Below are 11,887 nucleotides of genomic sequence, written 5' to 3' on the forward strand. Positions count from 1 at the left end.
TATGGTTAGCAATCGCCTTGCATTACTTCAGGAGAAATTAACTTGGCACTTTCGAACATTGAGCAGTTTGATGAGTACACAGGGCAGATCCTTGGCCGTTTGTATGAGAAGTTTCCGTTGCCTGTCAGGGTCATGGCCTCTGACTACTTTGAGTGCGGACCAATTTCTATTGCGAATAACGAATACAAATTCACCGGACATGACGCAGAGATCTTCCAAGCAACTGCAAATTGGCTGGTCCTAGCCGGATACATACATACCCCAGGTAAACAAAATAGCTTCCTGGACAGCGCGGTCCTCACAGCTAAAGGATTGGAACTTCTGAAGCTCACGCCCTCAAGCGTCGAAGGAGGCCTATCACTTGGTGAAAAACTGACCCAAGCAGCAAAAGATGAAAGCCGCGAAGCGTTCAGAACCGTTGCATCAGAAATTCTCGGCATGGGCGTGCGCTTTGTAAGTCCCCTGATTGGTCTACCTTCGTAAATCATCGGCGTTTGAGATAGCCACTCGTTGAGCTACGACGTTGAGTCGGTGCAGTCGGTCGCGATTGTGTGGCTGGGACGACGGCTTGCGGCGCCACTTGCGGTGTCGCGGGAGCCTGCTCGGCGACCGTGACTCGTTCGGCCGTGACCACCTTTTCATCGAACAAACCGGCCTGTGCCAGCGAGTTCCGTACCCGGTCCCAGTCGTGTTCCTGATACCGGTTGATGCCGAGGTAATGCGCCATCGCCAGGCAATACACCATCAGGTCGAGCGCTTCGTTGCGCTCGGCCTTGCCCTTGATCCACTCGATCCGCTTGTGGCCCCGCACGTACTTGGCGACCTTGCGCTCGGCCACGCACTGGGCGAAGAACTCGTCCGGCAGGTCGTTGGCAAAGTGCAGCGCGCCTGGCCCGGATTCGAACGGGTAGCGGTTGTAGATCCAGTCCTTCGCGGTGTCGGTGCCGACAAACCACAACTCGGCGCCGCCGCGTTCGGTCTGGCCCTTCCAGGTCACATCGACCATCGAGGGCCGCTGAGCAATCACCGGCTTACCGGGCTTGCTCGCGCCCTTGATCGCGAAGATGTTGCGCCAGCGCCGCACGCGGCAGAACTGGTAGACCTCGTCGGTGTGGTGACCACCGGAGTCAACGGCGACTGCGAGAATGCCAAGGCCGACGCCGCACGGATGTCGGTAGCGCTCCTTGAGCAGCTCATCCAGAACCGCCCAAGTGCGTTCGTCCGAGGGGTCGCCCGCGATCACCCGATGATCGATGACCCAGCGTTCCATGCCCACGCCCCAGCCCATTGCCATGAACTCCAGGCGGTCGGCTTGTACGTCGACTGAGCCGGTAATCATCATCACGGCGGCAGGCATCGCGCCGAGGGAGAACCCTTCCCGGCGTGCCCGTTCGATCAGCACCGAGGCCTTGGTTTGCTCCTGCGCGCTGTCCCATACCTTCGCCAGGCGGGTGTTGTAGAACACCTGCATGGGCTCAAGGTCGCCCTTGGCCTGGGCCTTTTTCGCCTTCTCGAATTGCTTCGCCAGCGACTTCCAACCCGTCCAACCCAACGGCGAATACAGCGCGTTGAGGTGGAAACCGACCGTCTCACCGTCGCCCTTGGCATGGGCGCGCCACTCGCCACGGGCAAGCATGTCGCCCTTGTGGTGTTCCTCGATCAGTACATCGCAGTCAGGCCCGGCGCACTCGTAGTGCACCACGCTGAAGTCCTGGGAGTAATGCAGTCGTTCCCACTCCAGGGTCTGCATGTGCCCGCAGGTCGGACACGGCACGTAGTAGTAACGCTGGTCGCTGCCCTCGAACAGATCGTCGATGCGCGAGGCGCCCTTGATCGTCGGCGAGCTGGAGAAATAGAACTTGGCGTTGCGACCGAAAGTACTGCCCCGCGTTTCCGCCAGCTCGATGGGGTCACCCTCCTCGCCTACGTCAACCTCCCAGCGGTCGATCTCATCGCCGTACACATAGCGTGCCGATAGCTCGGCCAAGTTGGCTGCAGAGCCAGCGGTGGTGACGTACAGCGAACCGCCTTCGAACTCCTTGGTGTCCATCGTGTTACGCGAGTCCCGCGAGCGGCTGGCAGCCACACGTTCACGCAGCACCGGGGTGGCCTTGATGGTCTTGCCGATCCGCGACGACACCCGCTTTGCCAGGCCCAGGCTTGGCAGCAGCGTGAGGATGTTCGACGGCACCATGTGGATCAGCGCGCCGATCCAGTTCAAGGCGATCTGGGTTTTCATCAGCTGCGAGGCAACCATAGTGACCACGCGCTTGCACGGGTGCGCTGGTGACAGGCACCGCATTGGCTCGCGAGCGTACGGCGTTCGCACAGTGCGATATTTCCCTGGCTCGGCGGCGCCGGTATCACGCGGGATGCGCATGTACTCGTCGGCCCACTCGTCCACCCACAGACTGGGGTCTGGACGCAGCCCACGGAAATACGCCTCACGGTACACCTCGGCGCCGTCAGGTTTTTCCGTTTGCATGGGTTAACTCGTAGTGGTCAGATCGCGTTCAAGGTCGGCCGAGGACATGCGCTCGGCCTCTTCCAGGGATAACCGCAACGCCTTCGTGAGATGCTGTTCGATCTCCCAAGGGTCGGTCATGGCCGCCAGTTCAGGGGCCAGTTGCGGGGGCATGCTGAGCAGTTGGTCGCGCAGCATGCGCCCGGCGTTGTAGGCCCCGGTGGTGACCGCCTTCATGTCCACCAGCGAGCCCTGCACCTTGTGGAACTCAGCCTCGGCCAACTGGGCCAGGTAGTACTCGCGGTGTGCGCGGGCCTTTTGGAAGTCAGGTTGCCCGCTCTTCGCGGCAGCAGGCTGCGGCGGCGCAGCCGTGTTAGTCGGCTCGACCATGGGGGACAGTTGACTGTAAACGTCACGCTGGATCCGGTCCTGCTGGTGTCGAGCCGCGACGGCGGCCTTGCTGGGGTCGGCGGTTTCGAGGATCAGTGCTTCGGTTGCCAGCACGTCGACCTTCTTGCCATCCGGCGAAAGCACCAGGCGGTTGTTGTCTTTCAGCCAGGTGATGTAGCTCGGCGTCCTGCCGATGCGAACCGCGAAAGCGCTTTTAGACAGGAACAGTGGATCCGTCATAAGCCCTCCTTTTCAACGGCTTTTCAATGGAAACCTTTCAATTTCAATAGATTGAATTTCAGTAAGCTGGCAGCCCTGCCGCTAACGCTTTCCCGCGGGTTTCATGCCCCGTGTCCCTCGAATGCCCCCAGGGTCCCCGGCGGCCTTTCTGCGCTTCATTTTGGTGCGATCCCCTACAGGCCACGTATTCCGTGGCCTCCAGCGCATCACGCCTGACCGCCGCCCGTGGGCGGCACATCGCACACACCCAACCGCTTGGCGGCCCAGCGTTCGTACAGGCCGATGGCGACATCGGCGCCGGCCATCGCGGTGAGGCATCCGATACTTCCCGCTGCCAGGACCGACATGCCTGACGCGTGCAGCAACATCATGGTGGAAAGCCCGCAGACCACGCAGGCCCCGGACCGAAGCAGCAAGCGGCGGACCAGGGACCAGCCGCTTACCCCCGCCTTGTCGGCCCGCCATGCCTCGCCGGAAATCCCGCCGACCAGGGACAGTAGGATCACCATCCAGACCGGCATCTCAATAAGCGCTTGCTGCTCGTTCGTCATACACAACTCCAGAAATGCAGAAGCCGGCTTTCAAACCGGGTTCTTTGATAAAGTTTACTCATTCGCCCCAACTGCGATTCAAGGAGAATCAGGTGGATACATCGCTTTTCGTTCAAACAGTCATCGCGTCTGTAATCTCAGGCGGTATCGTTGCTTGGCTGTTTGCCAGCCCAGCGAGCAGAGAGAGTGCGGCAATGCAAATACGGAAGATTCGGTCATTCGGCTTCAAAGTAGCCGTATTGGTCATGGCGGCATTCGTAATGGCTAGGAGTGCATATGGCTTTGCAACCTTTGCAACATCGAATGGGCCAGTGAGCAGAATTGAAGTGATCGAGCTCTTTGTGTATTTCATGAATTTCTTCGCGTTCCTTTGCGCCGGAACTCTATTCGCCGCTCTTTGGCGAGCAACCGTGCTCAAGGAAAGAGCTGAAAAAGCGAAGCCCTCTGAGAGTTGAGTAAATCACCTCTGTTACCCCCATAAACGCAAAAACCCGACGCAATGGCCGGGTTCAGTGTGGTGGTGTGTCCCGCTGCTCGCAGTCGCACCTATCGAAGATGGGTACTTTTTACAGGTGGATTCCGGTGGCAGCAAGAGAGTTTTAATGCCATGGCGCAATACGGGTGCAATACAGGTATGACGCAGGTGCAACGCAGGGACAACGCATTCAATCGGCTATCGCTTCTGGTGCCCCGTCTGACCTGTCTCACTACTCCTGATCGAAGTAGGACAGCTACAGGCGCCTAAATACGGGGCACTGCCCTACTGTCCTACCTTTATTCCTTTTCTCTTGTGTATAGAGAGAAAGCTAAAAGCACGCATGCGCGCCATTGGCGCGATTACGTACCCGCTATGCTCATGTGTGCGTGGGGCGGTTGAAGGTTGGACGGTAGGACAGGCCAACAATGGCGCGGCCTGCGCCTGTCCAACTGCGCTAAATGGCAGTCGGACAAGGGCAGACAGTAGGACAAAGGCACACGGAGTAACGCCGGGGGTCATGCAGCCTTCCCCATCAGCATGCCGGCAATGTGCAGGTGGGCTTCGTGCAGACGCTGGTAGTAGGTATCCCGACCGCATCCGCAATGGGTGTACTTCTGCGAGAGGAAGCTTTCGTGGTTGCAGTAATGCTCACGCACGACGACCGACAACTGCGGCGGCAAGTGCTTGTTGACGATCAGCTCAATGTCCGCCGATTCATCCAACAGCACCCGACTGCCGCGTGTGCCGCGTATCAGCTCGCCCTTGCACTCCATGAGCATGGCGATCATGTTGCCGCCACTCGAACCTCCCATGTTTTCCGGCATAGGCGAGTGCAGATCCTGCGCCCATAGTTTGAGCATCTCGTCGATTCGCTTAATCAAAGCAAGGCTCCTCGATCACGGCCTGCTGCAACGCAGACGCACGCCCCCAACCCGCAGGCTTTTCATAGGCCCATGGCCGCACGCCGCTTTTCGGCAGTGCCGGCATACGCCGCTTGCGCCATCCCAGCCGATGCATGATTGCCCCGACCCGCATCTGCTCAGGCTTGCCCCAATGGCCGAAGTCCAGCTTGAGCGCCTGGGTGAGGATCTCGTTGCCGGTGGCTGTTTCGCCGATTTGCGACTCTTCCATCCAGGCCAGAATTGGCCCTTCCCATTCGTCCACTACGAAGCGCTCGTCCTGGGCCTCGGCGAACATCTTCGATTCGTCCTTGTTCACCCACCAAATATCGCCGGCCTCGAAGCAAAACAACGCCTCAGCCCATAGCTGGTCGCGGATCTCGCGCAATTGTTCCAGATCCACCTTGTTGCAAAACACCGGCCAGTAGCGGCGGTTGCCCGTGGCGTCCTTGAGGTACTCCTCTTGGTTGGTGGTGCCCACGAAAACACACTGGCGTGGCACGTCATTCGTTCTGCGTCCGTAGCTCTCGCGGTAGGTGTCGGTGGACGCGGAGAAAAACTGTTTGGCCTTGGTGCTTTCGGCTTTGTTAAAGCTGTCCAGCTCGCCCAGCTCGACGATCCACTTCCCGCGAATCGCCTGGAAGCTGTCCTTGTCGCCGAGGGCAAAGGGCGTATCCATGAACCATTCGCCACCGAGGACACCCATGGCTGTGGACTTACCAGCACCCTGCCCGCCTTCGAGGATCATCACAGAGTCTGCCTTACAGCCTGGGCGCATCACCCGAGCGACCGCCGAGATCAGCCAGCGCTTGCCGACCTTGGCCGAGTACTCGCTGGCCTGGACGCCCAACACATCAGTGAGCCAGGTTTCGATGCGAGGCACGCGGTCCCACTCCAGCTTCTCCAAGTACTCGCGCACCGGGTGGAAGGCATGGTCGTGAGCAACAACGCTGACCGCCTCGATCACATGGGAGGCTTTGACCCGTAGGTTGTACTGCTGCGCGAGCCACTTCATCACTCGCATGTCGTCAATATCCGCCCAATCGCCGGCACCACCACCGAATGGCGCAGAACGCAGTTTGACGATCTTGGAGCTGAACACGCTGTAACCGATGACACCGGCCCAGCGTTCGTCGTTGCCCAGGATCAGCTCGACGTTTTGCATGTGCGCGATCAGGGAGCCGTTCTCGGTGCGGGCGAGCTGGTCTTTCCAACCACCCGCTGCAGGCGGCTTGACCACCGCCAGCACCTGGCGGCGGACGGCCTCCAAACCCTCGGCGACGTGCAGGTCGTTGAAGTCAGTCCACTTGATCTCGCGCTCACCGGAGAACACCGGGGCAACCACCTGGCCGCCGACAACCAGCGCGGCGTTGTTGGCCTTCTCTTCGCCAGGGTTCCAGGGGTCGCCGTTGGGGCGTTTGGTCTTCCAGTCATCATCGCGACAGATGATCAGCGGGCAGCCGGGGAAGCGCTCGCGCATCGCCTTGGAGACCGGCAGCAGGTTGCCCGCGTCGAAGGCGATCGCAACGGTGAGCGAAGTCGCCATATGCAGGCTTGCACCCGTGGCGTAGCCCTCACACACCAGCACCGGCTCGCCGGGTTCAGGGTGTGGGCCGATCAGGTGGAAAGCGCCTTCCTTCGACATGCCGTAGGGCCAATACGCTTTGTCCCGACCGGTGTCCTCTTGCTTCGCGGGGAAGATCACCTGCAGGCCGACGATCTGGTCGCGCACGTTGCACATGGGCACTAAAAAAGCGCCGGTCCGGGGTGCATAGCGAACCTTGAAGCCGACGATCTGCTTTCGATCCAAGTAGGCGCTCTTGCCCTTTTCCGGCATGCGCTTGAACAGTCCGGCAGCGCGGTTGGCCGCTCGACGTGACGCGTTGGCCGCGATCTCAGCGGCCTTGCGCTTGGCATCCTCCTGGCGAGCGCGCATGACGTCGCGCTCTTCTGGGCTCATACGACCCGCCTTGACCTTGATCTTCTGGGTGTCGCCGGAGCGCCAGTCACCGAAGCTGCCGAAGATCAGCGTCTCGTTCTTTTCGGTGCGGTGTTCGTGGATGACGTACCAGCCGTTCTTTTCCTTGCCCTTATCCTGGGCGGTTTTGCAGCGGGTGAGCTTTCCGAATACGAGGGGCTGCGCGGGTTCGAGACCGTAGTCCGCGAACTGATTGAGCACGTCATCGAGCATAACGGGCAGCCCTCTGGTCATCGACGGTCTTGCACTCAATGCAGAGCGTGCAACCGGGTTGTGCCAAACGACGGGCTTCGGGGATGGGGCCATCGCATTCGTCACAGAACATCAGCGAATGCTGAGCCGTGTTGGACATCAGCGCCAAGCGTGCAGCAACGGCCTGATCGATGCGCTCTTGCACCAGGTCATTTGCGAAATCAGCGATATCAGCCACGTTCCACCCCACAAGTCGTCTGGTTGACGTAGCGGGCGCGGTTGTACATGCCCAACAATCCCTGAATGCCGCGAAACACCAACTGGCGGATCTCAGCCAGTTCACCGTCGTCGACCTTGCCGTCGCCAATGTGCTTGGCCCAGGTTTCGGACAAATCAGCGACCTGCCGGAAAAACATGGCGATACCCGTGGTCAGGGTCTCAGGCATGTCGTTGGTGTACGCCTCAGCCAGTTCCTGCCAGATCGTGTCGCCGACAAGGGCGTGCACCGCATCGAGAATGCGGCGGTCCTTAGTCAGTTCGAGGATCTCGCCGAACTCCTGGATGTTGACGGTGTGCGAGGGATGGGTGGGAGACAACTTGTGCTGCAACGTGGTGGCATTGCGGCCGGTGGTGGCGGCGATTGCGGCGGCACCGCCGGGATAGTCCCGTGCGGCGTGGTACAAGGCTAATTCGAGCGTCAGTACTTCCTTTTGCGCTCGATCAACACAGCTTAAAGCTACTCGGCTCATGGCATTAATCCTACTAAGTTGCCAGTGCCCCGCGACGTGTAGGGGTGATACATTTGCCGCGTGGCTTGAAAGGGCCCAAACGCCGGCAAGATCTAGGGATCGAAACCGGCACCGTGCCGAGGCGAACAATCCGTTGCTCACCTATGGCGCAACAGCTGCCTAATCTGTGGTGGAAAAGGCAGCAACCCAAGACATCCGTGTCTTGGCAGCGCGATAAAGGGAGGTGGTTTGCATGTGGTGTGCCCTCCTACCTTCGTCGCGACCCGACAGCACTGTGGTGGTGTGTGCCGGGAGGAACTGGGCGGCCTTTGGGTCGCCTTTTTTCTATCTACGCTGCAGCTTTCTGAGGGGCCGATGCATTAAGCAACCAGGCAGCGTCAAACGCGTTGCCCTTCTTCTCTGCTGCGGTCGCTAAGAGTTTTGCGTAGTGGGTTTCACCTGTGTAATCGGTGCGGGGAAGGCTGGCAGCCAAGCGCCATTTATTGAGCGCCTGATAGCTCCTTTCACACACCTTGGCGGCGGCTCCAATGCCGCCTACTGCTTCAAATGCGAACGCGATGGCGTTCGGAAAATCTGCGGGGTCCAACATGGCAACCTCCATTTATCAACTCACGGTTGATATTAACATCAACTGACTATTGCGCAACCCCTGTGAGACTATCAACTCATGGTTGATAAGAACGAGTTACGGGCAGCTTTCACGGCGCGCCTTCACGAAGCACTCGACGATGCCGGTATACGCACCCGGGGACGTGGAGTGGATATTCATAAGCACTTGAAAAGTCTTGGGGTTAGCAAGAGCCCACAGGCGGTCAGCAAGTGGTTGAATGGTGACGCTATACCTGAGGCTGACAGCATGGCTGTGCTGTGCTCCTGGCTGAAGGTGCGGAGGGAGTGGCTGGAATACGGTGTACTACCCAAAGATCAAACGGGGAGCAGTAATGTTCACCAACTCGGTACACGTAGCGACAGCAATATTCGAGAAGTAACTCGACCTTTTGAAAAGGTCCCGCTGATTTCGTGGGTACAGGCTGGCGCGTGGTGCGAATCAAATTTTGAGCAGCATGACGGAGAGTCTTGGCTATCCTGCCCAGTACCAATCAGTAAGAGCGGTTATGCGCTTAAAGTGCTCGGCGACTCCATGACGAATCCTAGTCCAGGTCGTAGCTATCCAACTGGATGTATCATATTTGTGGACCCAGACGTAGAGAGTAAAACCGGAGATAGAGTAATAGCTCGGGTTCCCCGCACTAACGAGGCTACTTTTAAAGTATTAGTAGAAGACGCCGGGCGGCAATTTTTGAAACCTATCAACCCTCAGTATCCGATAATTGAAATCACTGAAGAAACTCATATATGCGGAAAAGTGGTGGGATCCTTCATACCTGAATAATCCCACAATAATTAGAAAGGTCCGGAAGCGATAATTTCGTCAAGGACGCTATCCATATTCCACTTCTTTTCTTTTAAAACCGCATATAGCTCAGCAAAGCTTTCTTTAGCTTCTTTAGTTCCAATATCTTTCACTCGATATGTAACCATATCTATATCCTCAGGCCACTCTTCCGGTGGTATAGAGGCCAACGTATTTAGATTGGATCGCCCGGGATAATAGAAGAGCACGTATCCCTGACCGCCATCCATCATCGACCATTTATGCTTTTCGTCATACAAAAAGAACATTTCACCATCACCCCCACCATCAACGACGTCGGAGATTTTTTCTTTTTCCATGATCATTACATTTACTGCAATTACAATTTTGCTCATTTTCGCCCCCCTACAATTTCATCAATAACTTGAATATTCAGATGTCTTATTTTCTCCCTAACCTCACTAACCAAAGATCTTTTAATTTGCTCTGTAATTTTTTTCCCCTTATCACTTTTAGTAATGACACCTTCAATCAGAACTATTTGCTCAGCCATGATCAATTTAAGTTTGTCATTACCTCTAACCTGCCCTAAAAACTCATGCAATATATTCATTATCACAACATTTTCATCATCATCAGCCGCTGAGTACTCATTAATACGATCTAACTTTTCCTTCAACTCTGTCAAAGACAACTGATATGAGTAATTTAGCAACAAAGAAAATACCGATGCGATAGCGTTGCGTTTAAATGCAAAAAGATATATTGCGATTCCGGAAGCGCCAATCGTGAAAATATCAGCGAACAAGCCAGTGATATCTATTAGTAGCTTCAAGCACTCCCCCTCCATAGCAGCGATATCCGCTTTTTAGATCCTCTAGGCGCAGTGGACGCATGACTTGATAGCAGATTGATCGCACATGAGCAAGTTCTCGGCTGTCACAAATCAACCACCAGTTGACAATGATCAACCGCTGGTTGATATTCGCCTTACTCTTCCACCACAGAGCGAGGCAACATCATGCACACCACAGCTACCCTGCACGTCCACCCGGCCGCTGCTAACCCCTCCCGCATCTTTGAAATCCGCCGACTGGCACAAGACTGCGGCTGCGCCTACATCGCGTCCAAACCCAAACTGAAACAGCGCTCCGCACCTGCCCCATTTGACCCAAACGGCGGAGGGCACGCGGCATGAAAAAGTACAAACTCGATAACCGCACCCTAACCCTGCTCAAGGCCCAGGTCTGCCTCACCGAAACCTTCAACCACCTTCTGCGCGCCGAAACGCAGCATGAGGCCCAGGCCTTCCGGCTGACGGTCGAGCGCCGCAAAGTCGACACGCACTTTACCGTTGAGCTGGGCAGCGAACGCCACACGCTGACCCTGGCCAATACCAAGAAGATGCACCTTAGGCTTGCGGACTTCATTGAGGAAATCGTCAACGGGCCAACCACCCCAAACGAACAATCGTCCCTGCCGCACGCAGACCGACGCTACGGCGTGTTCGAGACTGAACACAAGCAGCAGGTATTCGACCTGGTACAAACCGGCGGAGCACTCAGTCTCGATATGGGCTTCGAGCAACCGATCAACTTGGCAATCCACCGCAGCAAAACCCGCCCCGGCATCACTACCATCATGAGTATCGGCGTCAGAAAGCCGCGCACCAAGTGTTTTACGGTGTACGGCAGCGACGTGGAGATCTACTCCATGGTGGCCGAGTCCATCACCCATCTGGCTGCCGTGGCGACACCCGCCGCGCATGCAGCCTAGGAGGCCGAGATGGAACGTAGTCTGGCAGAAGCCGCCAAGTACTTCGGCCTCACCCGCCCAAAGCTGATCGCTCTGATGCGTGAAAAGGGCCTGATCAACGACCGCAACCTACCTGCCTTCCCTGTGCGGGACCGCGAGTACCTGCGAGTCAAGGACAGCAACTGGTACCACGAGACCGCTGGCATGCAGTACAGCCAGTCGACCAAAGTCCGCCAAGCCGGCATCCGCTGGCTCGCCGAGCAGTTGGGCCTCGAACTGCCAGCCATCCCGGCAGACAACCGTGACGTGGCCTAGGGAGTACGCCCGCCAGATCGTCGCCATGCGCACACGCGAGGAGCGCAACGCCGCGCTCCTCGAAGTGCCGGAACATCTGCGGGAGCTGACCAAACGCCATTGCCTGAATGCCTGGAACCACCCTTCACGACTCAGACGCAAGGAGGCCGCTGCTCATGAGCAACACCAGTCAAACACCGCTACGACTGCAACCCGCGCCGGATAGTGCGACCGTCGAGATGCTGCACCAACTCTTCGGTGACGTGCTTATCCCGCTGGAAAAGCTGCGCGTGCATTACTTCAAGAACCTCAACGAAAAGACCTTCACCGAGGCGATCAACAGCGGCCGGATTCAGCTGCCGGTGACCACGTTGGATCACAGTGTGAAGGCGTTGCGGTACGCGCACATCAAGCACGTCGCGGCACTGATCGACATCCGCGCCTACAAGGCAGACGAGGACATGCCACGACCGCAAAACGACTCAACCGAGCTAAACCAGTAACCCCAACGGCTGCCACCAC

General features: G+C 57.5%; 16 protein-coding genes. 6 read left to right on the forward strand and 10 right to left on the reverse strand.

Going from position 1 to position 11,887, the window contains the following annotated elements; genetic code table 11:
- Positions 1 to 42 precede the first annotated feature (42 nt).
- A complete protein-coding gene (locus BM026_RS04135; protein WP_093527468.1) occupies positions 43 to 483 on the forward strand; it encodes a hypothetical protein in 441 nt (146 codons plus the stop codon).
- A 1-nt stretch (position 484) separates the two neighbouring features.
- Here BM026_RS04135 and BM026_RS04140 read toward each other — a convergent pair whose 3' ends face one another.
- From BM026_RS04140 to BM026_RS04150, 3 genes are all read right to left on the reverse strand, one after another.
- Positions 485 to 2,485, reverse strand: a complete 2,001-nt coding sequence (locus tag BM026_RS04140; RefSeq protein ID WP_093527470.1) for a phage terminase large subunit family protein — start codon at positions 2,483 to 2,485, stop codon at positions 485 to 487.
- 3 nt (positions 2,486 to 2,488) lie between these two features.
- Positions 2,489 to 3,094: a terminase small subunit gene (locus tag BM026_RS04145; protein ID WP_093527472.1), complete on the reverse strand. Its 606-nt coding sequence runs from the start codon at positions 3,092 to 3,094 to the stop codon at positions 2,489 to 2,491.
- 206 nt (positions 3,095 to 3,300) lie between these two features.
- Positions 3,301 to 3,645, reverse strand: coding sequence for a phage holin family protein (locus BM026_RS04150; protein WP_093527474.1), 345 nt, complete (start codon positions 3,643 to 3,645; stop codon positions 3,301 to 3,303).
- Between the two features lie 92 nt (positions 3,646 to 3,737).
- Between BM026_RS04150 and BM026_RS04155 the strand changes: the two genes are divergently transcribed.
- On the forward strand, positions 3,738 to 4,100 hold the full coding sequence (locus tag BM026_RS04155) for a hypothetical protein (protein WP_093527476.1): 363 nt from the start codon (positions 3,738 to 3,740) through the stop codon (positions 4,098 to 4,100).
- Between the two features lie 538 nt (positions 4,101 to 4,638).
- Here BM026_RS04155 and BM026_RS04160 read toward each other — a convergent pair.
- From BM026_RS04160 to BM026_RS04180, 5 genes are all read right to left on the reverse strand, one after another.
- Complete coding sequence (locus BM026_RS04160; protein WP_093527478.1) at positions 4,639 to 5,004, reverse strand: PA0613 family protein; 366 nt, start codon at positions 5,002 to 5,004, stop codon at positions 4,639 to 4,641.
- On the reverse strand, positions 4,997 to 7,213 hold the full coding sequence (locus BM026_RS04165; protein ID WP_093527480.1) for a VapE domain-containing protein: 2,217 nt from the start codon (positions 7,211 to 7,213) through the stop codon (positions 4,997 to 4,999). The genes BM026_RS04160 and BM026_RS04165 overlap by 8 nt, the downstream gene beginning before the upstream one ends.
- Complete coding sequence (locus tag BM026_RS04170; protein ID WP_093126267.1) at positions 7,203 to 7,430, reverse strand: TraR/DksA family transcriptional regulator; 228 nt, start codon at positions 7,428 to 7,430, stop codon at positions 7,203 to 7,205. The genes BM026_RS04165 and BM026_RS04170 overlap by 11 nt, the downstream gene beginning before the upstream one ends.
- Positions 7,423 to 7,941, reverse strand: a complete 519-nt coding sequence (locus BM026_RS04175; RefSeq protein WP_164487864.1) for a phage regulatory CII family protein — start codon at positions 7,939 to 7,941, stop codon at positions 7,423 to 7,425. Before BM026_RS04175 ends, BM026_RS04170 begins: the two co-directional genes overlap by 8 nt.
- A gap of 328 nt (positions 7,942 to 8,269) precedes the next feature.
- Positions 8,270 to 8,530, reverse strand: a complete 261-nt coding sequence (locus tag BM026_RS04180; protein WP_093527484.1) for a hypothetical protein — start codon at positions 8,528 to 8,530, stop codon at positions 8,270 to 8,272.
- Positions 8,531 to 8,608: 78 nt separating this feature from the next.
- On the opposite strand from BM026_RS04180, the gene BM026_RS04185 reads away from it, so the two are divergent.
- Positions 8,609 to 9,334 carry a LexA family protein gene (locus BM026_RS04185; protein ID WP_093527486.1) on the forward strand — a complete coding sequence of 242 codons (726 nt, stop codon included), beginning with the start codon at positions 8,609 to 8,611 and terminating at the stop codon, positions 9,332 to 9,334.
- A gap of 11 nt (positions 9,335 to 9,345) precedes the next feature.
- On the opposite strand, the gene BM026_RS04190 is transcribed toward BM026_RS04185, so the two are convergent.
- Together BM026_RS04190 and BM026_RS04195 are read right to left on the reverse strand one after the other, a co-directional pair.
- Positions 9,346 to 9,711, reverse strand: a complete 366-nt coding sequence (locus BM026_RS04190; RefSeq protein ID WP_093527488.1) for a hypothetical protein — start codon at positions 9,709 to 9,711, stop codon at positions 9,346 to 9,348.
- Complete coding sequence (locus BM026_RS04195; protein ID WP_227432292.1) at positions 9,708 to 10,151, reverse strand: hypothetical protein; 444 nt, start codon at positions 10,149 to 10,151, stop codon at positions 9,708 to 9,710. The genes BM026_RS04190 and BM026_RS04195 overlap by 4 nt, the downstream gene beginning before the upstream one ends.
- Positions 10,152 to 10,510: 359 nt before the next feature.
- On the opposite strand from BM026_RS04195, the gene BM026_RS04200 reads away from it, so the two are divergent.
- The 3 genes from BM026_RS04200 (at position 10,511) to BM026_RS04215 (ending at position 11,868) form a co-directional block, all read left to right on the forward strand.
- Positions 10,511 to 11,092, forward strand: a complete 582-nt coding sequence (locus tag BM026_RS04200; RefSeq protein WP_093527492.1) for a hypothetical protein — start codon at positions 10,511 to 10,513, stop codon at positions 11,090 to 11,092.
- Positions 11,093 to 11,101: 9 nt separating this feature from the next.
- Positions 11,102 to 11,386 carry a phage antirepressor KilAC domain-containing protein gene (locus BM026_RS04205; RefSeq protein WP_093527494.1) on the forward strand — a complete coding sequence of 95 codons (285 nt, stop codon included), beginning with the start codon at positions 11,102 to 11,104 and terminating at the stop codon, positions 11,384 to 11,386.
- Between the two features lie 155 nt (positions 11,387 to 11,541).
- Positions 11,542 to 11,868: a pyocin activator PrtN family protein gene (locus BM026_RS04215; RefSeq protein ID WP_093527498.1), complete on the forward strand. Its 327-nt coding sequence runs from the start codon at positions 11,542 to 11,544 to the stop codon at positions 11,866 to 11,868.
- The last annotated feature ends 19 nt before the right edge of the window (positions 11,869 to 11,887 follow it).

The organism is Pseudomonas sp. NFPP24 (assembly GCF_900112095.1).
Taxonomy (GTDB): Bacteria; Pseudomonadota; Gammaproteobacteria; order Pseudomonadales; family Pseudomonadaceae; genus Aquipseudomonas; species Aquipseudomonas extremorientalis.